We start from the raw sequence: 26,308 nt of genomic DNA on the forward strand, positions 1-26,308 counted from the left end.
CGCAGCTCGTCGAGGGGGATGCGGGGGTGGGGGGCGCGGAAGTTCAGGCTCGGCACCAGGGCGCGCTCGTGCAGGCACAGCACCGTCTTGATCAGCCCGGCGATGCCCGCCGCGCCCTCCAGGTGGCCGATGTTGGTCTTCACCGAGCCGACCAGCAGCGGGTTCGCCGCGTCCCGGCCGCCGCCGAGGACCGCGCCGAGCGCGGCGGCCTCCACCGGGTCGCCCACGGGCGTGCCGGTTCCGTGCAGTTCGACGAAGCGCACCTGGGCCGGCGCCACGCCGGCGCTGCGGTACGCCGCGCGGACGACGTCCTGCTGCGCCTCGGCGCGCGGTGAGGTCAGGCTGTCGCCGCCGCCGTCGTTGTTCACCGCGCCGCCGAGGATGACCGCGAGCACGGTGTCGCCGTCGGCCTCCGCCTGCCGCAGCGTCTTCAGCACGACCAGTCCGCCGCCCTCGCCGCGGACGTACCCCGAGGCGCGCTCGTCGAAGGTGAAGGTGCGGCCGTCCGGGGAGAGCGCGCCGAACCGCTCGCCGAGGGTGAAGCCGTCGGGGTCGAGCGCCAGGCTGACGCCGCCGGCCAGTGCGACCGTCGAGGCTCCGCTGAGCAGGCTCTCGCAGGCCAGTCGCACCGCCACCAGCGAGGAGGACTGAGCGCTGTCCACGACCATGCTGGGGCCGCGCAGCCCGAGCGCGTACGACAGCCGGTTGGCGATCAGGGCGCGGCTGGTGCCGGTGATGCTGTGCGGGGTGATCGCGTCGGTCCCGAGCGTGCCGGCCAGCCGGGCGTAGTCGTCCCAGATCGCGCCGACGAACACGCCGGTGGCGGTGCCGGACAGCGTCGCGGGGACGATCCCGGCGTGTTCCAGCGCCTCCCAGCCCAGTTCCAGCAGCAGCCGCTGCTGCGGGTCCGTGGCGGCGGCCTCGCGGGCCGAGAGGCCGAAGAACTCCGCGTCGAACGCGTCCACCCGGTCCAGGAAGCCGCCGCGCGGGGCCCCGCCCGGCCCGCCGGACGCGGCGTCCGCCGGCCAGGGCCAGGCCGGCGGCGGCCCCACGGCCTCCCGGCCCTCGGCGAGCAGGGACCAGAACTCCGCCGGGCCGGACGCGCCGGGGAAGCGGCAGGACAGGCCGACGACGGCGACGGCCTCGGTGGTCGGCTCGGCGGACCCGGACGCGGACCCGGTGGGCTCGGGCATGCTGGTGCTCCTCCTCAGCGGTCGTACTCGTAGAAGCCGTGACCGGTCTTGCGGCCGTGCCGGCCCGCCTCGACCATCCGCAGCAGCAGCGGCGGGGGCGCGTACAGCGGCTCCTTGAACTCCTGGTAGAGGGCCGCGGCCACGTCGGCGACGGTGTCCAGGCCGACCAGGTCGGCGAGTTTGAGCGGGCCGACGGGGTGCGAGCAGCCGAGCACCATGCCCCGGTCGATCACCTCGGGGGTGGCGAACCCGGACTCGACCATCCGCACGGCCGACAGCAGGAACGGGATCAGCAGGGCGTTGACCACGAACCCGCTGCGGTCCGCCGAGCGGATCACCTCCTTGCCGAGCACCCCTTCCGCGAAGTGCCGGGACCGCTCGTAGACGGCCTCCTCGGTCTGCAGCGAGCAGATCAGCTCGACCAGCGGCATGGCCGGCACCGGGCTGAAGAAGTGGGTGCCGACCACCTGGCCGGGGCGGGTGGTGGCGCGGCCGATGCGGGTGATGGGCAGGGAGGAGGTGTTGGTGGCCAGGACCGCGTCCGGGTCCTTCACGATCCGGTCCAGCTCGCCGAACAGCTCCAGCTTGAGGTCCTCGCGCTCCAGGACGCTCTCGATGACGATCTGACGGTCGGACAGGTCGTCCAGGGCGGTGGTGAAGGTCAGTCTCCGCAGCGCGTCGTCGCGTTGCGAGCCGGTCAGCCGTCCCTTGCGCACCCGGCGGTCCATGGACGCCTCGACGCGTTCGCGGCCGGCGCGGGCGGAGGAGGGCCGGGAGGCGACCACGGTGACCTCGCAGCCGGCGAGCGCGGCGACCTCGGCGATGCCGGAGCCCATCAGCCCGCAGCCGACGACGCCGACCCGCTCGATCGGCTCCGCGGGGACGGCGGCAGAGGTCGCGGCGGTCATGCGTCCACCGCCCAGCGCATCACGCAGGCGCCGACCGCCATGCCGCCGCCGAAGCCGGCCAGCACCACGGTCTCGCCCTTCTTCAGCCGGCCCTCGCGGTCGGCGTCGGCCAGCGTCAGCGGCACCGACGCGCTGCCGACGTTGGCGTACTTCTCCACGGTGCGGTGGGTGACCGCTCCGCCGAGCCCGCTGGCCTCAGCCAGTTCCTGGATCAGCGCCCCGTTGGGCTGGTGCGGGACGAAGTGGTCGACGCCAGCGGCCTCGACGCCGGCCGCGTCGAGCAGCCGCTCCAGCACGGGCGGCACGTGCTCCAGAACGAACTGGCGGACCCCGCGGCCGTCCATGCTGACGGTGTGCGCGGCGGCGTCGACGGTCTCGTGGGAGGCCGGCAGCCGGCTGCCGCCGGCCTCGATCTTCAGCAGGTCGTGGGCGTCGCCGGCGCTGGACAGGTCGACGGCGGTGATGCCGTAGCCCTCGGGCACCACGCCGACCACGGCCGCCGCGGCGCCGTCGCCGAGCAGCACCGCGGTGCGGCGGTCGGCGAAGTTCGCGAACCGCGAGTACACCTCGGTGGAGATCAGCAGGACCAGCGCCTCGGGGCGGTTCTGCAGCAGCGCGCGGGCGAGTTCCAGGCCGTAGACGAAGCCGCTGCAGGCCACGCTGATGTCGAAGCAGGCCGCGTTCCTGGCGTCGATGGCGTCCTGCACCAGGCAGGCGGTGGGCGGCTGCGGGGAGTCGCCGGTGCCGGTGGAGACGATGATGTAGTCGATCCGCTCCGGTCCGAGTCCGGCCCGCAGCAGGGCGTCCTCGGCGGCGCGGGCGCCCAGGTCGGAGGCGGCCTCGGCAGGGGCGGCCCACCGCCGGGTGCGGATGTGGGTCTTGCGCTCGATCCACTCCTCGGTGGCGCCGACGCGCCGGGCCACCTCCTCGTTGCCGATCTCCTCCTTCGGGACGTACGAGCCTGTGGCCACGATGCCGACGGGATGTCCGGTCACCTTGGGGACCGCCTTTCAACGGGTCGGGGCTCAGCGAGCCGGCGCGGGCGCGGAGAGGTCCCCGGCGGGCAGCCGGAGGGGGTTGATGCGGTCGTCCCCGCCGAGGCGGGCACGGGTGGCCAGGTCGGTGACGCCGAGGCCGGGCTCCGGGGCCAGGCAGAGCACGCCGACCTTGCCGATGTGCCGGTTGAGCTGGACCCGGCGGGACGCCTCGGCGGCGTCCGCCAGGGTGTGGGTCTCGGAGAGCGCGGGCATGATCCGGCCCTGCTGGAGCAGCCGGTTGCACTCCCACGCCTCCTGGTAGTTGGCGGAGTGGCTTCCGACGATGCGTTTGAGGTTCATCCACAGGTAGCGGTTGTCGTAGGTGTGCTGGTAGCCGGTGCTGGAGCCGCAGGTGACGACGGTGCCGCCGCGGCGGACCAGGAACACCGAGGTGGCGAAGGTCGCCTGGCCGATGAAGTCGAAGGCGATGTGCGGGTCCTCGCCCAGCTCGCGGCGGATGATCCGGCCGATCCGCTTGCCCAGGTCGATGGCCTGGGCCGGATCGGGGGGCCCGCCGCCGTCCGCGCCGAGTTCCGCGCGGTTGATGACGAGGTCGCAGCCCATCCGGCGCAGCACCTCGGCCTTGGCCTCGGAGCTGACCACCCCGACCGGGATGCCGCCGCCGTTCTTCACCAGCTGCACCGCGAAGGCGCCGAGGCCGCCGGTGGCGCCCCAGATCAGCACGATGTCGCCCTGCTTCATCCGCGCGCCGTGCTCGCCGGCCCTGAGCCGCCCGGTGCGGTGGGCCTCGTCCAGCGTGATGGGGATGGAGGCGCTGCCGACGTTGCCGTACTTGTGCACGGTGCGGTGGGTCTCCGCTTTCGTCAGGCCGCTCTTGCCGACGAGTTCCCGCAGCAGCGCGCCGTTGCCCTGGTGCGGGATGAAGTGGTCGACGTCGGCCAGCGGCACCCCGGTCTTCTCGGCCAGGTGCTCCAGCCGGGGCGGCACGTCGCGCAGCACGAAGTCGCGCACCTCGCGGCCCTCCATCCGGAAGTAGTGCTCGCCCGCGGCGACCGTGTCGTGCGAGGCGGGCTTGCGGCTGCCGCCGGCCTCGACGCGGATCAGGCGGTGGCCGTCGCCCCGGCTCTTCAGGTCCACGCCGACGAATCCGTAGGGCCGCTCGACCGGACCGACCAGGGCCGCTCCCGCGCCGTCGGCGAAGAGCACCGCGGTACGGCGGTCGTCGAAGTCGAGGATGCGCGAGTACACCTCGGCGGCCAGCACCAGCACCAGGCTGCCGGGGTTGAGCGCGATCAGGTCGCGGGCCAGCGCGAGCCCGTAGACGAAGCCGCTGCACACCACGTTGAGGTCCAGGCAGGCCGCGTTGAACGCGCCGATCTCCTTCTGCACCAGGTTGGCGGTCGGCGGCGACGGGGAGTCGCCGGTGGAGGTGGAGACGATGATGTAGTCGAGGCGGGCGGCGTCCACGCCCGCCTGGGCCAGGGCGTTCTCGGCCGCGCGGGCGGCGAGGTCGGACGCGGCCTCGTGCGGGGCCGCGTAGCGGCGGGTGCGGATCAGCGTCTTGCGCTCGATCCACTCGGCGGTCGTGCCGACCCGCGCAGCCAGCTCCTCGTTGCGGATCTCGTCCTTGGGCAGATAGGAGCCGGTCGCGAGGATGCCGGCGGAGTCGTTCGCCACGGTCGGAAACACCTTTCGTCGAGACGGGTCGGGGGCCCTCACTCGTGGGTCGGCCCCTGGTGCTCAGGCGGCGGTCACCGCGGTACGCAGCGGGTTGAGGCGCTCCTCGCCGATGCGTGCGCGGGCGGCCGGGTCGGTGACCCCCAGGCCGGCCTCGGGCGCGAGGCAGAGCACGCCGATCTTGCCGATGTGCCGGTTGAGCTGCACCAGCCGCGTGGCCTCGCCGATCTCGTCCAGCGGGTACACCGCGGACATGGCGGGCATGATCCGGCCCTGCTGGACCAGCCGGTTGCACTCCCACTGTTCCTGGAGGTTGGCGGCGTGGCAGCCGATGATCCGTTTGAGGTTCATCCACAGGTAGCGGTTGTCGTAGGTGTGCTGGTAGCCGGTGCTGGACCCGCAGGTGACCACCGCGCCGCCGCGGCGGACCAGGAACACCGAGGTGGCGAACGTGGCCCGGCCGTTGTTGTCGAAGGCGATGTGCGGGTCCTCGCCCAGCTCGCGGCGGATGATCCGGCCCATCCGCTTGCCCAGGTCGATCGACTCCTCCGGCGTGGGCCGGCTGCCGCGGGAGGCGCCCAGCTCGGCCCGGTTGATGACGACATCGCAGCCCATCCGGCGCAGCACCTCGGCCTTGGCCTCGGAGCTGACCACCCCGACCGGGACGCCGCCGCCGTTCTTCACCAGCTGCACCGCGAACGCCCCAGGCCGCCGGTCGCGCCCCAGATCAGCACGATGTCGCCCTGCTTCATCCGCGCGCCGTGCTCGCCGACCAGCATCCGGTAGGAGGTGCCCGCGCACTGGGTGGTGGTGGCCGCCTCCTCCCAGGTGAGGTGGGCCGCCTTGGGCAGCAGCTGACTGGCGCGGGCCACCGCGTAGTGGGCCAGGCCGCCGAAGTTGGTCTCGTAGCCCCAGGCCCGCTGGTCCGCGCCGAGCATGCCGTCGGAGTGCGTGGCCGGCTCCTGGTCGTCGACCTCGACGGCGCTGAGCACCACGTGGTCGCCGATCCTCCAGCGGCGCACGCCGCTGCCGGTGCGCACCACCACGCCGGCCGCGTCCGAGCCCAGCACGTGGTACGGCTGGTCGTGCCGCGCCGCCCACCCGCCCCTGCGTCCGTAGCGCTTGAGGAAGTCGAAGGTCGGCAGCGGGGAGAACGTGGCGGACCACACGGCGTTGTAGTTCACCGAGCTGGCCATCACCGCGACCAGCACCTCGTCCGGGGCCAGTTCCGGCATCGGCACCTCACCGACCCGCAGGGTGCGGCGGACGTCCTTGTCCGCCCCCTCCCCGCGCCGTCGAACGTGCCCACGTCCTCCACCCGCAGATGCGCCGCCAGGTAGCGGTCGGGCAGGGGTGCGTGCTCCAGGCGGTCGCGGTCCCCGCCCGCGAGTACGGCCTCCGCCAGAAAATCCATGGGTGTTCCCTCACGATGATTCGGAAAAAACCGGATGGAGAACCGAGAGCGCGGCCCGTGCGGGCCGGCGGCACAAAAGAAGGAGGGCGATTTCCCGCATCTGCGGATCTGCCGCTGCATTCGATTCTAGAGTGCGGTGAGGTTCGGGCCAACGCCCGTTGACCCTTACTGCCCCCTACTGGAATTCCCCCCTTTCCCGCAGCGGGGAAAGGGGGAATTCAGGGGCCGGGACACGGAGAATTGAAGGGGCCGAAACCCCGCGGTAACCGGTGCGCGGTGCGCCGCTCGCGGCGCCTTACGCCGACACCGGGCCGCCCAGGCGCACCGGCAGCTCCGCCAGCGTCCTGATGACCAGCGCGCCGTTGAACACCGGCTGGTCGACGGCCAGTTCGACGTCGTGGGCGGCCAGCGCGTTGAGCACGACCTGGGTGGCGAGCCGGGCGACCGGCGCGGCCACGCAGAAGTGGATGCCGTGGCCGTAGCCGAGGATCTTGGTGGGGGTCCGGGACAGGTCGAGCCGGTCGGGGTCGGGGTAGACCGCCGGATCGTGGCTGGCCGAGCCCATCGCGAGGAAGACCTGTTCGCCGGCGGCGATCTCGTGGCCGGCCACCTCGACCGGTTCCAGCGCCGCGCGGGTGAGCAGGAACAGCGGACCGTCGAAGCGCAGCAGTTCCTCGACGGCCGGGCCGATCCGGTCGGCGTGCTCGCGCAGCCAGCGCAGCTGGTCGGGGTTGCGCAGCAGCGCGAGGGCGGAGTTGCTCATCTGCGCCGCGGTCGCGCCGAAGCCGGCGGCGAGCAGGTTGACGCAGATCACCGCGAGTTCGTCGTCGGTGAGTCCGTCGTCGCCGTCCTGCACCCGCACCAGGTCGCTGATCAGGTCGTCGCCGGGCTCGGCGCGCCGCCGCCTGGCCAGCTCGGCGGTCAGCCGGGCGAACCACAGCCGGCCCTCGTCGCGGCGGGTGGCCTGCTCGGGGGTGAGGGTGAAGTCGGGGTCAAGTCCGCGGGCGCTGTCCGCGGAGTAGTCGAACGCCTGCTGGTGGAACTCGTCGGGGATGCCCATCATCTCGGTGAGCACCAGTCCGCCGAGCGGCCGGAAGACCGTGGAGACCAGGTCGACCGTGCCGTCTCCGGCCTCGGCGACGGCGCGTGCCTCGGCCAGCAGCCGGTCGGTGTGGGCGCGGGTGCGCGAGCGCAGCCCCTCCACCATGCGCGGGGTGAACGCCCTGGACACCAGGCCGCGCAGCCGGGTGTGGTCCGGCGGGTCCTGCATCGCCAGGAACCGGGTGGGCGGACCGCCGTCGATGGACAGCTCCTGGCTGCGCACCGCCTCGCTGTCCCCCAGCCGAAGCGGGGGTCGGACAGCACGGAGGTGACGTGCTGGTGGTCCAGCAGGGTGACGATGCCGGCCGGGGTGCGCACCGCGCCGCCGGTCTCCTCGCGTATCTTCCGGAACACCGGATAGGGGTCGGCGTGGAAGGCCGGGTCGAAGGGGTTGAACGGCAGGAGCTGGGTGACGAACGCGGGGTCGAAGGCGGGAGCCTCGGTCATGTGGTTCTCCGTAGGTCGTCAGGCGGAAGCGGCCCGGCGCCGGTCGGGCACCAGCCGGACCGGCAGGTCGAGCACGATCGTGTGCTTGTTGCTCGGCTGGTAGGCGACGTCGCCGGTGAGCTGGATCTCGGTGACGCGTTCCAGGAGTTCCTCCAGCAGCAGCCGGACCTCCAGGCGGGCCACCTCGGCGCCCAGGCAGTAGTGGTTGCCGTGGCCGAAGGTCATGTGGGGGTTGAGCACCCGGCCGATCGCGAAGCGGTCCGCCTGCGGGAAGACCCGTTCGTCGCGGTTGGCCGACGGCCACCACAGGGTGACCTTCTCCCCGGCCCGGATCAGGGTCTCCCTGACGTGCACGTCCCGGGTCGCGGTGCGGCGGTTGTACGGGTTGGGCGGCGCCCAGCGGAGCATCTCCTCGACCGCCCACCCCGCCTTGGAGCGGTCCGCGCGCAGCTGGCGCCACTGCTCGGGATGCCGGGCCAGGGCCAGCAGCCCGCCGGCGATGGTGTTGCGGGGCTGCTCGGCGCCGGTCAGCAGCAGGAGCAGCAGGTTGGCCTCCCGCTCGTACGGGGTGAGCGGCGGCTCGCCGGCGTCCTGCGGGATGTCGCCGTTGGCCAGCGCCGAGCCCAGGTCGGGGCCGGGGTGGGCCTGCTTGTGCAGCAGCAGCTCGTGGGCGTAGTTCTGGGTGGCCAGGAACGTCTCCTTGGAGCGCTCGCTGGGCAGGCCGGAGCGGCGCTCGATGAAGCCGGTGGAGTCGTGCGCCCACGACGCGATCTTCGCCCGATCGGCCGGGGGCACCCCGAGCAGCACCGCCAGGTTGCCGAAGGCGTACGGCTCGCAGATGTCCGAGGCGAGGTCGATCTCGCCGCCGCGCTCCAGCGCCGCGTCGATCAGGGAGGCGGCGAAGGCCCGCATGTCCGCTTCGAGCGCGGCGACGGCGTCCCCGGTGGCCGCCGGCGTCAGCAGGTGCTTCATCAGGTGGTGCCGGGGGTTGTCCAGCATCGGCATGATCACCCCGGCGAGCACCCCGAACGCCATGTCGTCCAGGTGCGAACCCCCCTTGGGCCGGCCGCCGCCGCCCTGCGCCGAGAAGATCTCGGGGTGGGTGGCCGCGTACTCGATGTCGTGGTACCGGCTGAGCACCCAGAACCCCTCGCCGTCCTCGGTGAGCCCCGGCGGGTGGAAGAACACGGGCGCCTCCTCCCGCAGCCGGGCGAAGACGTCGTACGGGAAGCCCTCCGGCGCGCGCGCGAAGCGCTGATGGTCGGTCAGGTCGAAACCGCCCAGCACAGGCGGGAGTTGCTCGACGATGTCGGTCATGAGGGTCCTTCGGTCGGAAGAGTCCGGGAAGGCCGCGGGTCAGGAGACCGCGGCTGCCGACAGCCGGCTGATCTTGGCGTAGTCGGGCTCGTCGGGGGCGCCCAGGCGGCGCCAGAGGCCGGCGAGCCGGTGGCGGGCGGCGGTGCAGTGGACGTCGGCGAGTTCCTGCTGCTGGTCGCCGCCCTCGGTGGCGGCCCTGGCCAGGACCGCGGCGACCGAGAACAGTTCGGCGGCGATCCGGCCGAGCAGCCGCAGCGTCTCCTGGCGGGCGAACAGTTCCTCGGGGTCCTGGTGGCGGGCCACCAGGCGGGCGCTGACCCGGTCGAAGCGGCGCAGCCCCTGCCGGGCGGCGGCCAGATGGGCCTGGTTGGCGGGGATCAGGTCGGCCCCTGGGCCCGTGGCGGCCACTCCGGACGCGGCGCCGGACGCGGCGGACGCGGTGCCGGCCCCGCCGCCGGTCGTCACGCCCGGCGCTGCGCCGGCCGCCGCGGCGGCCGCCGTGGCGTAGCGGCCGGTCAGCAGCAGCCTGGCCGCCTGCACGTCCAGCAGGAAGTCGACGTTGCCGGAGATCCGCAGCCCCCGCGCGTCGCGGAACAGCCGCTCCACCGGCAGGGGCACGGCGCCGCGGCGCTCCTTGCTGTGCGCCGTCTCGAAGCCCTCGCCGCCCAAGAGGCTGACGGTCCGGTCGACGATCCGCCACGCGGTGACCGTGACCAAGTTCTTGGCCGCGGCCCGCTCGAACCACCGGTCCTCCAGGCCCGCGTCCAGCAGGCACCAGCGGACGACGGTGTCCATCGCGAAGACCTCGGCCGCGGTGGTCGCCAGGATCCGCTGGACCTGGTCGTAGTCGCCCAGCGGACGGCCGTTGACGGAGCGCCGGGCGACGAAGGAGTGGGACCACTCCAGGCACTGCCGGGCGATCGCCAGCGCCGGCGCGGCGTTGAAGAACAGCGCGCTGAGCAGGGCCACCGAGCCGACCGGCGGCGGGAAGCGGGGCAGGTCGGGCTCGCCGAGCAGGACGTGCTCGCGCGGCACGCGCAGCCCGTCCAGCGTCAGCGCCGCGTTCGGCAGGCCGCGGCCGCCCATGAACTCCAGCCGGGAGCGCACCCGGAAGCCGGGGTCGGAGGTGTCGAGGAAGAACACCCCGACCCGGCGGTGCCCGTCCTCTCGCGCGGTGGCCAGCACCGCCAGCAGGTCGGCGATGTCGCCGTTGCCGGTGAAGACCTTCTCGCCGGTCAGCAGGTAGCCGGTGCCGTCCTCGGTCGGCACCGCGGTGGTCCCGGGCCAGGCGTTGTTGGCGCCGGCCGGCTGGTGCCGGCGAAACCGGAGACCGTGCCGGCCGCGATCCGCTCCTCCACCCAGCCGCGCAACGGCCCCTCGGGCAGCGCGGCCAGCAGTGCCGCCGCGCCGACCGCGTTCTGGATCGCCAGCGTCTGGCCGACCGGCAGCGACACCGCGCTGATCCGTTCGACCAGCCGGAAGGCGTCGTAGTCGGACATCTCGCGGCCGCCGAGCGCGGCGGAGTTGCGCACCCGGAACCATCCGCCGTCGCGCAGCCGGTCGAGCAGGCCGGCGGGCAGCTCACGGGTCCGGTCGATCCGCTCGGCGTCGACGAGGCCGCCGACCAGCTCCGCCGCCTCGTCGATCAGCGCGTCCGCGGCGGCCGCGACCGCCGGGTCGGGCGCCGGGAAGGGGTGCAGCGCGTCCCGGTCGAGCCGCCCGGTCTGCAGGGCGGTCACGAAGGAGGCGGGGGGTCGGGGAACGTCTTCCGCGGGGTTGACAGGCATGGTGCGCACGCTCCTCTCGCGGCCCGGCGCCCGTTCGGGCCCGGCTGGCTGGCACGCTAGGTTCGCGCGCCCCCTACCGCCAACCCCTCACTCCCCGCGGAACCCCCCTAGTCACAGCGCAGATGAGCGGGCGTCACCTGCCGGAACGCACGAACCGGGCCCCAGCGGGACCCGGTTCGGTGGAGGAGGCAGGCGTGTCCGGTCAGGACGCGACCTTCTCGCGTTCGGCGTCGAACACCTCGCGGGAGGCGACCACCTCGTCGCGGTGGCGCAGCGCCCAGCGGGCGAGCGCCGACAGCGGCTCCTCCAACTCCATCGTCATCTCCGACGCGGTGTACTCCACCTTCGGCGGTACCGTCGGGTACACCGTCCGGATGATGAGGCCGTCCCGCTCCAGATTCCGCAGGGTCAGGGTCAGCATCCGCCGGCTGATGCCCTCGATGCCCCGCTCCAGCTCGGTGAAGCGGACCGGCCCCTGGGTCACGGCCAGGATGATCTGAACACTCCACTTGCTGCCCACCCGGTCGATGATCTCCCGGACCGGGCACGCCTCGGCATGGGCCGCGAGCCGCACGGACACATCGGTGTTTCGCTGGGACATAAAAGTGCCTCCTTACGCGCCACTTCAGCATCACAGATGATGGCCTCAGTAACAAGACGTGCCCTAGGGCGCACTTTCCGTGCTGCCCGACGCGGGCCCGCCCGGCCCGCGCCGCGGGCCCGGCCCGCCGTGGGCACACGACCCCCCTGACGATCCGAAGGACGAGTCCCTTCCATGGTTGATGCTGCCCCCCGCCCGCCTTCGAGCCCCGGGACCAGGCTCGCCCTGCTGGCGTTCGCCCAGTTCATCATCACGTTGGACTTCAACATCGTGTACGTGGCGCTGCCCGACATCGGCAGCGACCTGGGCTTCACGGTCCAGTCGCTGCAGTGGGTGGTGAGCGCGTACATCGTGGCGCTCGGCGGGCTGCTGCTCTTCGGCGGCCGGGCCGCCGACCGGCTCGGCGCCCGCCGCATGTTCATGGTCGGCCTGCTGATCTACGCCGTGTCCTCGCTGACCGGCGGCCTGGCCGGCGACTCCGGTGTCCTGCTGGCCGCCCGCGCGGTGCAGGGCATCGGCGGCGCGCTGCTCTTCCCCTCCACCCTGCGGCTGGTGTTCACCAGCTTCGAGGAGGGGCCGATGCGCAACAAGGCCCTGGTGGTCTACGGCGCGATCGGCGGCGCCGGCCTGTCCGCGGGCGCCCTGCTGGGCGGTGTGCTGACCAACTACTCCGGCTGGGAGTGGGTGTTCTTCGTCAACGTGCCGCTGGCCCTGGGCGCGGCGGCGCTGGCGCCGCGGGTGCTGCCCGCCGACACCTTCTTCCCCGGCTCCGGCAAGGGCTTCGACCTGCTCGGCGCGCTGATCGCCACCGCCGGGGCCACCCTGGTCGTCTTCGGCCTGGCCAGCGGGCCGGACGCCGGGTGGACCTCGTTGCGCGGCCTCGGCTCGATCGTCGGCGGCGCGGTGCTGCTCGCGCTGTTCCTGCTGGTGGAGTCCCGCGCCGGCAGCCCGCTGATGCCGCTGCGGCTGCTGCGCCACCGCAGCCTGGCGGTGACCATGCTGGTCGCCTTCATCTACCAGGGCGGACTGGGCGGCGCGTACTACCTGTTCACCACGTATCTGCAGGACGTGCTGCACTACAGCCCGCTGGCCGCCGGCGTGGCGTTCCTGCCGCCGACCTTCGCCTCGATGGCCTTCGCCGCCAAGTTCAGCACGTCGCTGCTGAACAAGCTGGGCATGCGCGGCGCCCTGTTCGCCGGCACCCTGTGCACCGGCATCGGCATGGCGGGCCTGTCGCTGGCGTTCACCTCGGACGGCTCGTACTGGATGCTGCTGCCCGGTCTGATCGTGTGGTCGGTCGGCGGCGCGCTGGCCATCCCGGCGATCTTCGCCGGCGCCGGGGCCGGGGTCGCGCTGCTGGAGCAGGGCGTCTCCTCCGCGATGGCGACCACCGCCCGCCAGATCGGCGGCGCGGTCGGCCTGGCGGCGCTGGTCGCGGTGGCCAACGCCGGTGTGCACGTCCCCAAGCACGGCATCCCGCCGGTGGGCGACCTGACCGACGGCTTGCGGGTGGCCGGCCTGGTGGGTGCGGCCGCGACCGTCGTCGGCGCTTTCCTGGCCCTGCTGCACCGCAAGGCCGAGCCGGCGCTGGCGCCCGCGGCCGCCGCGGTGACCACCTCCGACGAGCCCGCCGCCGCGTCCTGAGACCGGCGGCAGACTCCCCGACAGAAGGCAGGATGCGATGGCCGCGGCACCCGCGCCCGCCGGATCGCAGGCGTCCGTCGCCGCCATAGCGGAGCTGAGCGCCGCGCTGGCCGACGTCGCGGACGCGGTCCGCCCCGGGCACCTGGGCGAACGCACGCCGTGCAGCCGGTTCTCGGTGGCCGGACTGCTCGCCCACCTCGCGTACTCGCTCGGATCGTGCGAGCGCGCGGCGCGCAAGGACGCGGCGTTCGACACGGCGCGCGGCGCGCAGCCGGGTGCCGCGCCGACCACCGCGCGGGACGTCGCGCGGGACGTCGCGCCATCCACCGCGCGGGACGTCGCGGCGGCCTCCCGCCGGACCGGCGCGGCCTGGCAGCGGCCCGAGGCCCTGCTGGGCAGCACCGAGTTCGGGCTGGTCCCGGGCCGAGCGCGCGGCCCGGAGAAGCTGCCCGCCGCCTTCGCGGTGCTGGTGACCGTGCAGGAACTCGGGCTGCACGGCTGGGACCTGGCCTCGTCGATCGGCCTGCCGTTCCGCGTCTCGCAGGAGACCGGGCGGGTGCTGGTCGAGGCGGTGGGCGTCTTCGCCGCCAGGGCCCGGCCGAGCGGGAGTTACGGACCGGCGCTCGACGTCTCGCCCAACGCGCCCGCGCTGCTGCGCGCGCTGGCGGCGAGCGGCCGCAGCCCGTCCTGGAGCAGCCGGCCGCGCCTGCGGCCGGTCGACTGAGTTCCCCGAACCGCGCTTCGCCGCGCCGGCCCCCGTACGGCGCGGCGGAGCGCTTTTTCCACTGCCCCCAGAAAGGCGGCGGAGGAGATTTCTGGGGTTGGTTATAGGGGTCGGCCGTCGATAGCGTCCGAAGAGGCGAGTCGGCCGTGACAATCCGCTGGAAAGGTCGAGACGATGCGGTGGGACGACATTTACGTGGGCGGCGTGGCCGCTTTCCTGGGGCACAAAGAGGATGTGCACGAGGCGCTGGCGGACGGCCGCTACGACGCCGAGGAGCACGAGGAGAACGACTACCTGTTCGTGCGGGTGGAGGACGAGTTGACGCCCGCCGACATGGCGGTGCGGGCCGCCCGCGAGGCGCTGGGGCGGGCCGGGACGCCGGACGGCGGCGTCGGGCTCTACCTGCACGCGGCCTCCACGTTCCAGGGGCTCGACCACTGGACGCCCGGCTCGTACATCCAGGAGCAGACCGCCGGCGGCACCGCCCCGGCGCTGGAGGTCCGGCAGGCGTGCAACGGCGCGATCATGTCGCTGGAGCTGGCGGCGGCGTACCTGACCGCGAAGCCCGAGCCGTCGTCGGCGCTGATCACCACCGGCGACCGCTACAACCCGCCGGCCTACGACCGCTACCGCACCGACAAGAACATCCTGCTCGCCGACGGCGCCACCGCCCTGGTGCTCTCCCGCGGACGGGAGGGCGTGGCCCGGCTGCTGTCCACCGCGACGGTCGGCGACACCGGGCACGAGGCGCTGGGCCGCGGCACCGGCGGCTGGCAGCAGTCGCCGGGCGACGCCGGGCTGCCGATCCTGCTGCGCGAGCGGAAGAAGGAGTACCTGATCGGCGGCGGGAAGATCGAGGACATCATCCGCACCCTGACGGTGCGTCAGCAGCAGGCGATGGACACCGCGCTGTCCGACGCCGGGGTGACGGCCGCCGACGTCGCGCGGTTCGTCTACCCCAACATCGGCCGGGTCGCCCAGGACTGGGAGATCCGCAAGGCCGCGGGCATCACCGAGGAGCAGACCACCTGGGCGTGGGGCCGCGAGGTCGGCCACATCGCTGCGGGCGACCAGTTCGCCGGCCTGGCCCACCTGCTGGAGTCCGGCGCGGTGCGGCCCGGCGACCGGGTCGCGCTGGCCGGCGTGGGCAGCGGCTACAACTTCGGCTGGGCGGTGGTGGAGATCCTGCGGACCCCCCAGTGGTCGACGACGGCGAGCTGACGCCGCGGCGCGACCCACGCTCGGCATGGACACGCGGACCCGCGCTCGGCAGGGAAGGGGAGGCACGTGCACCTCACCGACGGAGTGACCCTGGTGACCGGCGGCGCGTCCGGGCTCGGACTGGCCGTGGCCCGGCACGTCGCCGCGGCCGGCGGCGCGGTGGTCATCGCCGACCTGCCGGGGTCGGCCGGGCGCGAGCGGGCCGCGGAGATCGGCGGCAAGGTGCTCTTCGCGGCGGCCGACGTCACCGACGAGGCCGACGTCGAACGGGCGCTGGACCTGGCCGGGACGCTCGGCCCGCTGCGGTTCGTGGTCAACTGCGCCGGGGTGATCAACACGATCAGGACCGCGGGCCGCCACGGCCCCTTCCCACTCGCCGAGTTCGCCCGCGTGGTGCAGGTCAACCTGGTGGGCACCTTCAACGTGATCCGGCTGGCGGCACAGCGGATCGCGCGGGCGGAGGCGGTGGGCGGCGAGCGCGGAGTCGTCGTCAACACCGCCTCCGTCGCGGCCTTCGAGGGGCAGGTCGGCCAGGCCGCGTACGCGGCGTCCAAGGGCGGCGTGGCCGGCCTGACGCTGCCGGTCGCCCGCGACCTGGCCGGTCTGCTGATCCGGGTCGCGGCGATCGCGCCCGGACTGTTCGACACGCCCATGCTCGGCGAGCTGCCGGAGGCGGCGGTGGCCTCGCTCAGCGCGCAGACCCCGCACCCCTCCCGGCTGGGCGCGCCGGCGGAGTACGCGGCGCTGGTCGCGCACGTCATCGCCAACCCGATGATCAACGGCGAGGTGATCCGGCTCGACGGCGCGATCCGCATGGCGCCACGGTGATCCTGCCGTAGTCTCGCCGGCGGCCGGCCGGCACGCGGCGCGGCGCGGCGATCCACCGCGGTACCCGCACCCGTACCCGTCGAACAGGAGCGAGCGATGCGCATCGGCATGCAGCTGGACCACCGGCGCGGCTTCCTGGAGGCCGTCGAGGAGCTGCGCGACCTGGAGCGGGCGGGCCTGGGGATCGTGTACGTCTCCGAGCTGTACAGCTTCGACGCGGTCAGCCAGCTCGGCTACGTCGCCGCCGTCACCGACCGGCTGGAGATCGCCTCCGGCATCCTCCAGGCGTACACCCGCACGCCGACGCTGACCGCGATGACCGCCGCCGGACTGGACTACGTCTCCGGCGGCCGGTTCACGCTGGGCATCGGGGTGTCCGGGCCGCAGGTCGTCGAGGGCTTCCACGGAGTGCCGTACGACGCGCCGCTGGGCCGCACCCGCGAGATCGTGGAGATCTGCCGCAAGGTGTGGCGCCGGGAGACCCTGGTGTACGAGGGCCGCCACCACCGCATCCCGCTCGGGCCGGACCGGGGCACCGGCCTGGGCAAGCCGCTGAAGCTGCTCAACCGGCCGGTGCGCGAGCGGATCCCGGTGATGATCGCCGCGACCGGGCCGAAGAACACCGCGCTGGCGGCGGAGATCGCCGAAGCGTGGGAGCCGATCTTCTTCCACCCCGAGCGCGCTGGGGAGGTCTTCGGCGCCGCCCTCGGCGAGGGCGGGGCCCGGCGCGACCCGGCGCTCGGCGAGCTGCAGGTCCACGTGGACGTGCCGGCCGCGCTGGGCGACGACGTGGCCGACGCCCTGGACGCCGCCCGGCTGCGGCTGGCGCACTACATCGGCGGGATGGGCGCCCGCGGCCGCAACTTCTACTTCGACCTGGCCTGCCGCTACGGGCACGGCGACGCCGCGACGCGCATCCAGGACCTGTACCTGGACGGCCGGCGGCGCGAGGCCGCGGCGGCGGTGCCGGACTCCCTGGTGCGCGGCGTGTCGCTGATCGGGTCGCCCGCCGAGGCGGCCGACCGCATCGCCGCGTTCGCGGCGGCCGGGGTCACCACGCTGTCGCTGAGCCCGATGGGCCGGGCGGCCGGCAGCCGCGAGGGGCGGCTGCGGCTGGTCGAACAGGTCGCCGCGCTGGCCGGCTGACCGCGAGTGGCCGCCCGCGGGCCGGCCGGAAGGAGCGCTGGGTCCGATGGAGCGCGGACTGTTCGACGAGGACCACGAGGCGTACCGGAAAACCGTGCGGGCGTTCCTGGACCGCGAGGTGGTGCCCGGCTACCAGACGTGGGAGGAGCAGGGCCTGATCCCGCGCGAGGTGTGGCGGGTGGCCGGCCGGCAGGGGATCATCGGCCTGTCGGCGCCGGAGGAGCTGGGCGGCGCGGGCGAGTCCGACTACCGCTACCGGGTGGTGGTCGCCGAGGAGATCGCCGCCGTAGCCGCCACCTCGCTGGGCGCGGGCCTCGGCGTGCAGGACGACATCGTGCTGCCCTACCTGCTGGATCTGGGCACCGAGGAGCAGCGGCGACGCTGGGTGCCGGGGCTGGCGGCCGGCGAGCTGATCGGGGCGATCGCGATGACCGAGCCGGACGCGGGCAGCGACCTGCGCGGCATCCGCACCCGCGCGGTGCCCGACGGCGACGGCTGGGTGCTCAGCGGGCAGAAGACGTTCATCAGCAACGGCGTCCACGCCGACGTGGCGGTGGTGGCGGCCAGGATCGGGGCGGCCGACGGCTCGGAGGGTCCGGGTGGTCCGGGCGGGGGCGGCTTCGGCCTCTTCGTCGTCGAGCGCGGCGATCCGGGCTTCCGGCGCGGCCGCAAACTGGCCAAGGTCGGACTGCGTGCCCAGGACACCGCGGAGCTGTTCTTCGACGACGTGCCGCTGCCGGCGCTGGCTGCTCGGGACGCCCGGCCGCGGCCTGGCTCATCTCATGGAGCGGCTGCCGCTGGAACGGCTGTCGGTCGCGGTGCAGGCCCTCGCCTCGGCCACCGCGGTCCACCGCACGACCGTCCGCCACTGCTTCAGTCGCCGCGCCTTCGGCCGGCCCATCGGCGACTTCCAGCACATCCGCTTCGTGCTCGCCGAGACGGCCACCGAGCTGGACGTCACGCGCGCCTACGTGGACCGCGCGGTGCTCGCCCTCAACGACGGCGCGCTGGGCGCGGTCGACGCCGCCAAGGCCAAGTGGTGGGCCACCGAGCTGCACAAGCGGGTCGTCGACGCCTGCGTCCAACTGCACGGCGGCATGGGATACATGCTGGAGCACCCGGTCGCGCGCGCGTTCGTCGACGCACGGGTGCAGACGGTCTACGCCGGGACGACGGAGATCATGAAGGAGATCATCGGCCGCGACCTGGCGGGCTGACCGGCCGCCGGGGCGGCCGACCGACCCGGCCCGGTGGCGGGACCTCGGCCGCGCCGCGGGCGCCGCCGGACCGGGCATCCGGTCCGGCGGCGCCCGTCCGGTCAGCTGGCGTGGTACTGCGCCGGCGCCTCGGGAAGCGCCTCACCGCCGGGGGGCGGCTCGGTGGCCAGGGGCAGCAGGGCCAGCTGGTCGCGGCGGGTGACGTTGAGCTTGCGGTAGATCCTGGTGAGGTGCTGCTCCACCGTGCTGACGGTGATGAACAGCTTCCTCGCGATCTGACGGTTGCTCATCCCGCGCGCGGCGAGGACCGCCACGCGCTGCTCGGCCCGGCTCAACGGCACCGGCCGCGGCATGTCGGCCCGCGCCGCGCCCAGGGCCGACGCCTCGGCACGGACCTGCGCCCCGGCGCCGGACGGCGCGGTGGGCGGTGTGTCGGCAGGCGGTGGGCCGGCCGACGGCGCCGCCTCGCCGCGCGGGGCGGGCACCAGGGTCCGGCCGCGCGTCCCGTTCTCCGCGCCGCCGCGCACCGGCTCGACGGCGGTGCGGTCGAGCCCGAGCAGCCGCACCTCGCTGCGACCGCCGATCCGTTGGGCCCGGCGCAGCACGTCCCGGGCCTGGCCCCCGCGACCGGCCCGGTCCAGCGCCCGGCCGAGGTCGGCCGCGGCGTGCGCCAGTTCCAGCGTCTTCTCGCTCTCCTCCAGCACCCCGACGGCCTGTTCGAGCAGCGCCACCGCGCGCTCCGGGTCGTCCTCCGCGGCGGCCAGCAGCCGCAGCGCCTGGGCCTGCTCCTCGTGCTGGCCGGGGGCGCTGAGGGAGGACTGCTCCCGGGCCAGCTTCCTGGCGTCGGCGCGGCGGCCGAGCGCCAGCAGGCTGCGGGCCGCGTCGGCGCGCCAGGACACCGGCTCCACGCCCCACTCGGCGACCCGGTCCCCCAGCCGCCGGAAGTCGTGCAGGGCGGCCTCGTAGCGCCCGGCGGCGTGGTGGTAGCGGCCGCGGGCCCGCAGGTAGTACATCCCGACGGTGGTCGTGAACGTCGCCTCCGGCACCGGCACCTGCAGGAAGGCGCGCACCTCGTCCAGCCGGTCCAGCTCGGTGTAGGCCTGGATCAGCACGCCCAGCGGCAGTCCCACGCCGATCCCCCAGCCGCGGGTGGACATCGAGTCCAGCGCCGCCCTGGCGTCCTCGGCGGCGCCCAGCACGTCACCGCGCTGCAGCGCGGCCAGGGCCTCCGCGGTGCGGAAGAACGCCCCCCAACTGGTCGCGCCCTGGGCCTCGGCCTCGGCGCGCAGCCGCGCCGACCACTGCCCGGCCATCGCCAGCCGGCCGTTGCGCAGCAGCACCATGACCGCCAGCAGGGACAGGCCGACGGTCCGCTCGCGCAGCGGGTGCTCGTGCAGGTACTTCTCGGCGATGCCGGCGGACTGCCGGGACGGCGGTTCGTTCATGCCGCTGCGCAGCCGCAGGTAGGTCTCCAGCAGCGGGGACGGGCCGCCCGACTCCGCGGACCCGGCGCCGTGGCCGTCGATCCCGTCGGGGAACAGCTCGCCGGCGAGCCCGGGGAACAGACAGCTGAGGAAGATGCCCAGGAGCATCGAGCTGACCGAGCGCTGGTCGGAGACGAGTGTGGCGCGCCGCATCGCGGCGCGCCACACGTCCAGGGCTCCGGTGACGTCCCCGGACCACAACAGCAGTCCGACCGGCGCCAGGCTGTCCTGGCTGGTCAGATGGCCCGCGTCGGCCGCGGCTCGCAGCGCGGGCAGCCGGCGCAGCGCCGTCTCCGGGTCGATCCGCCACTCCGCCCGGGCCATCCGGGCCAGCACCGCGGCCAGTTGCCGTTCGTCCGGGCCCAGTTGTCTCACCCGGCGCAGCAGGCTGACGGCCGGCCCCACCGTGCCCTCGCCGAGGGCCTGTTCCGCGCCCTGGAGCAGGAAGGACACCAGCGCGTGGTCGGTCACCTCCACCGTCGCGATCTGCTGCGCGACGGTGGCGGCGTCCGCGCCGACCGCGTAGAGCAGGGCGCCGGCCCTGCTCTGCAGGGCGGCCAGCAGCTCGGGCGCGGTGTCCGCGAGCACCGCGGCGCGCGCCTCGGGGTGCCGGAAGCGGCCCTCGTGGATCACGCCGGTCTGCTCCAGTAAGGTGACCGCCCGGCAGACCGAGCCGATGTCGATGCCCATGAGCTCGGCCACCCGCTCGCCGCAGGCGTTCTCACCCAGCACGGCGAGCGCGCGGGCGACGTCGAGGACGAGCGGGTCGCTGCGGTGCAGGCAGCTCAGCAGCGCGTGGGTGAACGCCATGCCGACGAAGGGTCGCGCGGTCGTGCTGCGGCGCTCCGCCTCGCCCCGGCCGCGCCAGTCCTCGATCAGCGCGTGCAGCAGCAGTGGGTTGCCGCCGCTCACCGCGTACCAGTGCGGCACCGCCTCGCGCGCGGCCCGGTCGCCGAAGTGCTCGGTCAGCAGCTCCGCCACCCCGGCCTCGGACAGCGGTCCCAGGGCGATGCGCCGGGTGGGGAACTCCGAGGGGAACTCGGCCCGGAACAACGGCGTCGCGGCGCGCAGCCGCGGTGACTCGGTGAGCACCATCAGCACCGGGACGCGGGCCAGCCGCCGCAGCAGGACGGCGAGACAGTGCAGGGACGGCGCGTCCGCGTAGTGCACGTCGTCGATGGTGATCAGCACCGGCCGGCCGGCGCCCTCCAGCAGGTCGAGCATGGTGGCGCAGAGGCGGTGGAAGGCGTAGATGGCGTCCTGGCCGACGGTGTCGGGTTCGAACCGCCGGGAGGTGCCGAGCGTCTGCAGCAGATTGTCCATCCGCGTGCTGTCGGCCTCGGGTATGTCCGGCGTCCGCAGCATCTGCCGCAGGACGGCGGTGGGCATGCGGTGCTCGGCCCGTGAGGCGGCGGCGCTCAGATGGACGGCGCCGGCGCGCACGGCCTGCTCCGCGAAGAGGCGCAGCAGTTCGGTCTTCCCGCTCGCGACCGCGCCGCTGATGATGGCAACCTGTCGTCTTCCCTCCAGTGTTTCGGTGAACAGTCGATTCAGCATGGCCAGATGGTGGTCTCGCTCGAACAGCATCATCGAAGCGTTTCTCCCAGAGTGAGGCCCAGCCTGCGCGGAGCCCCCGCTACGCGTGGCAGAGTGTGCAGCAGGTTCCCGTGCACTGGACTCAGGTCGATCGATGCATACCAACGGGCCTTGGCCCCCGTGTTGGTCCTTCAGTCGTTTCAAATGCAACTGTAGCAACGCGCGCAGCCAGGTCCGGCTTTCTCCCGGACGTTTACAGGCTTTTGACGCGCCAAAACCGGAAGCACTCGATCAAAGTATGAGGTGACAGACGCGCGGGGACCGGGCAGCCCAGGGCGCGAGCCTCGCAACATAGGGGTTTTTCTGGAGCTCTAGGGGTGTTCCGGCGGGCGCGCCGGGCATGACGTGAAACATCCCGGCGCCCGGGGGCCGAGGACTGGACCCGCGTACAGCGGCAGACCCGAGTCCGGCGGCCGTGCATCCGGTATACGATCCGTGACCGTCGTCCTTGCGGCCACAGCGGAACGGCCCCGCCGCACCCGGGTCGTCCGGGTGCGGCGGGGCCGTTCGCGGCGGTGCCGCCGGCCTCAGCCGGTGTAGTGGGAAAGCACTTCGAAGTACGCCGACTCGGGCGCCTGGACCCAGAACGGGTCAAGCAGGTTCTTCCACTGGCCGTAGAGGTCCGAGCCGCGGAATTCGGCGACCGCCTGCTCGTCCGTCGCCCAGGCGAGAATGAGCAGATACCCGCCGGTCGCCTTGGTTTCCCGGAGAAGGTCCACGAACTGGAATCCGGCGGCCTTGGCGACGACCTCCTGAGCCTCAGTGAAAGCCCTCTCGAATTTCTGCTGCTGGTCCGGCTTCACCGAAAGGAGTGCGTGTTCGATCAGCATCGCCAAAAATCCTCTGCGCTGGGTGTTCCGTACGGAGAAGACCACGCGGCCTCTTTCACGCCGCATGCTCCTCGTCCATGGTCGAGCGAAAAGCAGCACAAGGGAAGAAGGCACATTGATGTCACAGGGTTACCAGCCTGTGCCCCCAGCATGTGCCGGGCACGCGGCGTCCGGTCTGCCCTGTCCAGGTGACGCGGTGGGGAGCGGCGGTGTGGCGGCTGCCGGTCGGGGTACCCGCTTGCCACCGTGAATCGCGGGCGGACGACCGACAGAATCGAGGAAGCGTGCAGATCGGCTACAAACTGGCCTCCGAGGCGTTCGGCCCGGAAGAGCTGGTACGGCAGGCGGTGCTCGCCGAACGGGCCGGGTTCGATTTCGTGGAGATGAGCGACCATTTCCACCCGTGGCTGGACGCGCAGGGTCACTCGCCGTTCACCTGGACGGTGCTGGGCACGATCGCGGCCAGGACCGAGCGCATCGGGCTGGCCACCGGCGTCACCTGCCCCACCGTCCGTTACCACCCGGCGATCATCGCTCAGGCCGCCGCGACGCTGGCGCTGCTCTCCGACGGCCGCTTCACCCTCGGCGTGGGCGCCGGCGAACGGCTCAACGAGCACGTCGTCGGGCCCGGCTTCCCCGGCTCGGTGCCGGAGCGGCACGCGCGGCTGCGCGAGGCGCTGGAGATCATCCGGCTGCTGTGGCGCGGCGGTTACCAGTCGTACCGGGGCGCCCACCTGACGCTGGACGACGCCCGCGTCTTCGACCTGCCGTCCCGACTGCCGCCGATCGCGGTGGCGGCCGGCGGCAAGGAGGCGGCGCGGCTGGCCGCCGAACTCGGCGACGGTCTGTTCGCGACCGAGCCCCGCGGCGACCTCGTCGAGACGTTCCGGGAGGCCGGCGGCAGCGGGCCGCGCTACGCCGAGGTGCCCGTGGCCTGGGCGGGCGACGAGCACACCGCCGCGCAGGCGGCGCTGAAGACGTCGCGGTGGGCGGTGACCGGCTGGAAGGTGATGAGCGAGCTGCCCAACCCGGCGAACTTCGAGGCCGCGTCCGCCACGGTGCGCGAGGAGGACATGCTGTCCCAGTTCGCGTGCGGGAACGATCCGGCGCGGTACGTCGAGGTGGCGCGGCCGTTCGCGGACGCCGGGTTCGACCACCTGGTGATGCAGAACGCCGGCCCCGACCCCGACGGGTTCATCGACTTCTACCGCTGGGAACTCGACCATCGGCTGCGGGCGCTCACGCCGTCGGGCGCCGCCGCCTGACCGCCGCGCGCGGGGCGGGCGGCGGTCACGACCGGGAGGCGTCGAGGGCGTAGGCAGGAACCGGGAGGCGCCGGCACCGGGGCGGAAGGCTCCCGCGTCGCGCCGACGCCGACGTCAGGGCCGTGCAGGGCCGGAGCCGCGCAGCCGCTCCAGGCGCAGGACGGCCAGCAGGGCGAGCGTCTCGCGCCGGGTGTCCCCCGTCTCCCGGAACAGCCGCGCCGCGTCGGCCTGCGCCCGGATCGCCTGGCCGAACAGCCCGCCGGCGCCCAGGCAGCGGCCGAGGTTGGCCAGCGCCTGCGCCTGGCCGTGGCGGTCCCCGAACTCCCGCGCCACCGCGAGGTCCTGGCGGTGCGTGTCGGCGGCCTCCTGCCAGCGGCCCAGCGCCAGCAGGGTCAGGCCCGCGTTGTTCAGCGCCCGCGCGCGGGCGTAGCGGTCACCGGTCTCCTCGAAGACGGCCAGCGCCCCCGTGTGGGCGGCGTGGGCGGCCGTGACGTCCCCCGCCTCCTGGAGCGCCACTCCCAACTGGCTCAGCGCGGTGGCTTCGTGGTGGCGGTCGGCACTCTCCCGGAAGCCCTCGCCCGCCCGCCGCAGCGCGTCGACGGCCTCGGCGGTCCGGCCGAGCGCGGTCAGGGCGACGCCGAGGTTGAGCAGCGCCTTGGCCTCGCGGTGGCCGTCCCCGACCGCGCGGTGGACCGCGCCGGCGGCCCGATGGGCGGCGGCCGCCTCCGCGTACCGGCCGGACTCCATCAGCGCGAGACCCAGGTTGTTCAGCGCCTGCGCCCGGCCGTGGGCGTCGCCGGCCTGCTCCAGGACCTCGGCGCCGGCGCCGGCGTCCTCGACCGCCTGCGGGAAGCGCCGGGTCTCGATCAGCGTCAGCGACCGGCTCACCAGCGCCATGCCCAGGTCTGCGGGACCGCCCGCGCGACGGATCAGGGCCAGCGCCTCGTCGTGCGCGGCGAGCGCGGCGTCGTACTCCCGCAGATCCCGGTGCGCCCCGGCCAGGTTGCTCAGCACCAGGCCCTCCTGCCGTGCGTCGCCGGCCTGCCGGAACAGCCGCAGCGACGCGCGGTACGCGTCGGCGGCGGCCGAGAAGCGGCGCGAGGCGCCCAGCGCCATGCCGAGGTCGTTGAACGCGTTGGCCTGGTGGGAGGCGCCGCGCGGCTCGCCGCGCTCCACCGCCGCCTGCGCCAGCGCGACCCAGTCGGCGAGGTGGCGGCGCAGCCCGAAGAAGCGGCGCAGCACGTAGAGGAGGATCGACAGGTCGCGGCCGGGCGCGGACAGGGCGGTCGCCACCAGGGCGGCCCGCTCGCCCTCCAGCCAGGCCAGTGCGTGCGCGCGGTCACGGAAGCGGTCGGGCGGCGGGTCCCGCCGGGCGGGGTCCAGATGGGCGTCCGCCTTCGCCGCGTCGACGGTGAACCGCGTGCGCAGCCGCTCCAGCGCCTCCTCACGCCGGTCGGCGGCGGCGTGGGCACGCCCTTCCTCCTCGGCGAACAGCCGGACCAGGTCGTGCATCGACCACCGCTCGCCCTCGTGCGCGGACAGCATGGGCGACGGCGCCGGAGCGGCCGGCTGGAGGAGGTGGGCGCGGGCGAGCCCGGCCAGCAGCCGCCGCCCCGCGCCGGGCGGGGCGCCGAGCAGGGCCTCGGCCGCGAGCGTGGAGACGTCCGCGCCGGGCGCCGCCGCGAGCAGCCGCAGGGCGCGCCGCAGCCGTTCGTCCCCCAGCCGCCGGTACGACAGCCCGATCGACGCGCGCACTTCGAGCGGCCGGCCCTCCTCGTCGTCCCCGTCGTACGCGAGGGCCTCCAGCCGAGCCTGCTCCAGTTCGGCCGCCGCCTCGGACAGCGGGCGGCGCGGCGGTTCGCGCAGACCCGCCGCCACGATGCGCAGCGCCAGCGGCAGGCAGCCGCACAGCCGCGCCACGCGCTCCGCGTCCTGCCGGTGGTCCCCGACCCGGTCGTCGGCGACGCCGCCGACGCGCAGCGCCCGGTCCAGCAGATCCACGGCGTCGGGCAGGTCGAGGGGCCCGAGCAGGACGCGGTGGGCGGGCAGCGAGGACAGCGAGTGCCGCGACGTGACCAGCGCGCGGTGCGGGCCCGCCGGGAGCAGCCGGCCGATCTGGCCGGGCTCGTGCACGTTGTCCAGCACCATCAGCAGCGGCCGGCCCGCACGCGCCAGCTCGCCGAGGTGCCGGCGCCAGCGGTCGCACTTCTCCTCGGGGTCGTCCGGCACCTCGGCGCCGGGGACGCCGACCGCGCGCAGCAGCCGGTCGGCGACCGCGCCGGTCCCGACTGCGGGCTGGTTGCTGTAGCCGCGCAGGTCGGCGAAGACGACGCCGCCGGGGAACCAGCCGCGGTCGCGCGCCAGGCCGGCGGCGTACAGCGCCAGGGCCGTCTTCCCGACGCCGCCCATGCCGGCGACCGCGGACACGACGACGGCGCCGACGTCGGCTTCGCCTTCGGCTCCGGTCGCGGATGCGGCTCCTGTCGCGGATGCGGCTGCGGTCGAGGCGCGCGGCGCGTGCGCGGGCCGCCCGGGGTCGAGCCGGTCCAGGATCTCGGCCAGCTCGGCCGCCCGGGCGGTGAACGCGGAGGGCAGCGGCGGCAGGGTGTCGACGGCGGGCGGCACGCTCTCGCCGGCGGCGTCGGCAGCCGCAGCCGCACGGCTCCCGGGCCGGCCGCCCGGCGCGGAGCCGGCCGCCGCGCGCGCCGCGGCCGGCTCGGCCCGTAACCGCTCCGCGTCCCCGCCCATCCGCCCCTCCCGGCCCCAGCTCCCGCTCCGGCTCCGGCTCCGGCTCCGGCTCCGGAACTTCTCGGACGCCGTCGCGGACATGGTCCCACGGCCCGCGGGCAGGGAGCAGAGTGGTCGGCCCGCCTGTGCGGAACCCGGCCTGCCCGTGGGCCGGGCGGCCGG

At 74.3% G+C, this 26,308-nt stretch carries 17 protein-coding genes and 3 pseudogenes; 7 read left to right on the plus strand and 13 right to left on the minus strand.

The window, feature by feature from the left end:
• Positions 1 to 98: 98 nt before the first annotated feature.
• The 10 genes and pseudogenes from VSR01_RS04095 to VSR01_RS04140 form a co-directional block, all read right to left on the minus strand.
• Positions 99 to 1,193: pseudogene (locus VSR01_RS04095) on the minus strand (polyketide synthase); the annotation flags it as partial.
• Between the two features lie 14 nt (positions 1,194 to 1,207).
• Positions 1,208 to 2,101 carry a 3-hydroxybutyryl-CoA dehydrogenase gene (locus tag VSR01_RS04100; protein WP_326447921.1) on the minus strand — a complete coding sequence of 298 codons (894 nt, stop codon included), beginning with the start codon at positions 2,099 to 2,101 and terminating at the stop codon, positions 1,208 to 1,210.
• A complete protein-coding gene (locus VSR01_RS04105) occupies positions 2,098 to 3,096 on the minus strand; it encodes a 3-oxoacyl-ACP synthase III family protein (RefSeq protein WP_326447922.1) in 999 nt (332 codons plus the stop codon). The genes VSR01_RS04100 and VSR01_RS04105 overlap by 4 nt, the downstream gene beginning before the upstream one ends.
• A gap of 30 nt (positions 3,097 to 3,126) precedes the next feature.
• Positions 3,127 to 4,776 (minus strand): beta-ketoacyl-ACP synthase 3, encoded by a 1,650-nt coding sequence (locus VSR01_RS04110; RefSeq protein ID WP_326447923.1) that lies wholly within the window; start codon positions 4,774 to 4,776, stop codon positions 3,127 to 3,129.
• A 63-nt stretch (positions 4,777 to 4,839) separates the two neighbouring features.
• Positions 4,840 to 6,190, minus strand: a pseudogene (ccrA, locus tag VSR01_RS04115) (crotonyl-CoA carboxylase/reductase).
• Between the two features lie 295 nt (positions 6,191 to 6,485).
• A complete protein-coding gene (locus tag VSR01_RS04120) occupies positions 6,486 to 7,514 on the minus strand; it encodes a cytochrome P450 (protein ID WP_326447924.1) in 1,029 nt (342 codons plus the stop codon).
• A 242-nt stretch (positions 7,515 to 7,756) separates the two neighbouring features.
• Positions 7,757 to 9,055: a cytochrome P450 gene (locus tag VSR01_RS04125; RefSeq protein WP_326447925.1), complete on the minus strand. Its 1,299-nt coding sequence runs from the start codon at positions 9,053 to 9,055 to the stop codon at positions 7,757 to 7,759.
• Positions 9,056 to 9,094: 39 nt separating this feature from the next.
• Complete coding sequence (locus VSR01_RS04130) at positions 9,095 to 10,324, minus strand: acyl-CoA dehydrogenase family protein (RefSeq protein WP_326447926.1); 1,230 nt, start codon at positions 10,322 to 10,324, stop codon at positions 9,095 to 9,097.
• The gene (locus VSR01_RS04135) at positions 10,291 to 10,842 is read right to left on the minus strand and encodes an acyl-CoA dehydrogenase family protein (RefSeq protein ID WP_326447927.1); all 552 of its coding nucleotides are present in this window, start codon (positions 10,840 to 10,842) and stop codon (positions 10,291 to 10,293) included. Before VSR01_RS04135 ends, VSR01_RS04130 begins: the two co-directional genes overlap by 34 nt.
• Positions 10,843 to 11,044: 202 nt before the next feature.
• Positions 11,045 to 11,443, minus strand: coding sequence for a winged helix-turn-helix transcriptional regulator (locus VSR01_RS04140; protein ID WP_326447928.1), 399 nt, complete (start codon positions 11,441 to 11,443; stop codon positions 11,045 to 11,047).
• 174 nt (positions 11,444 to 11,617) lie between these two features.
• Here VSR01_RS04140 and VSR01_RS04145 point away from each other — a divergent pair, with 174 nt between their 5' ends.
• The 6 genes and pseudogenes from VSR01_RS04145 (at position 11,618) to VSR01_RS04170 (ending at position 18,223) form a co-directional block, all read left to right on the plus strand.
• Positions 11,618 to 13,087, plus strand: a complete 1,470-nt coding sequence (locus VSR01_RS04145; protein WP_326447929.1) for an MFS transporter — start codon at positions 11,618 to 11,620, stop codon at positions 13,085 to 13,087.
• 37 nt (positions 13,088 to 13,124) lie between these two features.
• A complete protein-coding gene (locus tag VSR01_RS04150; RefSeq protein WP_326447930.1) occupies positions 13,125 to 13,811 on the plus strand; it encodes a TIGR03086 family metal-binding protein in 687 nt (228 codons plus the stop codon).
• Between the two features lie 174 nt (positions 13,812 to 13,985).
• Complete coding sequence (locus tag VSR01_RS04155) at positions 13,986 to 15,032, plus strand: ketoacyl-ACP synthase III family protein (protein ID WP_326447931.1); 1,047 nt, start codon at positions 13,986 to 13,988, stop codon at positions 15,030 to 15,032.
• 66 nt (positions 15,033 to 15,098) lie between these two features.
• Entirely contained in the window at positions 15,099 to 15,860 is a 762-nt protein-coding gene (locus VSR01_RS04160; RefSeq protein ID WP_326447932.1) for an SDR family NAD(P)-dependent oxidoreductase, read from the plus strand.
• Positions 15,861 to 15,956: 96 nt separating this feature from the next.
• Complete coding sequence (locus tag VSR01_RS04165) at positions 15,957 to 17,006, plus strand: LLM class F420-dependent oxidoreductase (protein WP_326447933.1); 1,050 nt, start codon at positions 15,957 to 15,959, stop codon at positions 17,004 to 17,006.
• 46 nt (positions 17,007 to 17,052) lie between these two features.
• Positions 17,053 to 18,223 (plus strand): annotated as a pseudogene (locus VSR01_RS04170) (acyl-CoA dehydrogenase family protein).
• A 101-nt stretch (positions 18,224 to 18,324) separates the two neighbouring features.
• On the opposite strand, the gene VSR01_RS04175 reads toward VSR01_RS04170, so the two are convergent.
• Positions 18,325 to 21,297 carry a helix-turn-helix transcriptional regulator gene (locus tag VSR01_RS04175; protein ID WP_326447934.1) on the minus strand — a complete coding sequence of 991 codons (2,973 nt, stop codon included), beginning with the start codon at positions 21,295 to 21,297 and terminating at the stop codon, positions 18,325 to 18,327.
• Between the two features lie 533 nt (positions 21,298 to 21,830).
• The gene (locus tag VSR01_RS04180) at positions 21,831 to 22,133 is read right to left on the minus strand and encodes an antibiotic biosynthesis monooxygenase family protein (protein WP_326447935.1); all 303 of its coding nucleotides are present in this window, start codon (positions 22,131 to 22,133) and stop codon (positions 21,831 to 21,833) included.
• A gap of 284 nt (positions 22,134 to 22,417) precedes the next feature.
• Between VSR01_RS04180 and VSR01_RS04185 the strand changes: the two genes are divergently transcribed.
• Positions 22,418 to 23,398, plus strand: a complete 981-nt coding sequence (locus VSR01_RS04185) for a TIGR03557 family F420-dependent LLM class oxidoreductase (protein ID WP_326447936.1) — start codon at positions 22,418 to 22,420, stop codon at positions 23,396 to 23,398.
• Between the two features lie 114 nt (positions 23,399 to 23,512).
• On the opposite strand, the gene VSR01_RS04190 is transcribed toward VSR01_RS04185, so the two are convergent.
• A complete protein-coding gene (locus VSR01_RS04190; protein WP_326447937.1) occupies positions 23,513 to 26,146 on the minus strand; it encodes a tetratricopeptide repeat protein in 2,634 nt (877 codons plus the stop codon).
• Between the last annotated feature and the right edge of the window lie 162 nt (positions 26,147 to 26,308).

Origin of the sequence: Actinacidiphila sp. DG2A-62 (genome assembly GCF_035825295.1) — a bacterium.
In the GTDB taxonomy this organism is placed as follows: Bacteria; Actinomycetota; Actinomycetes; order Streptomycetales; family Streptomycetaceae; genus Actinacidiphila.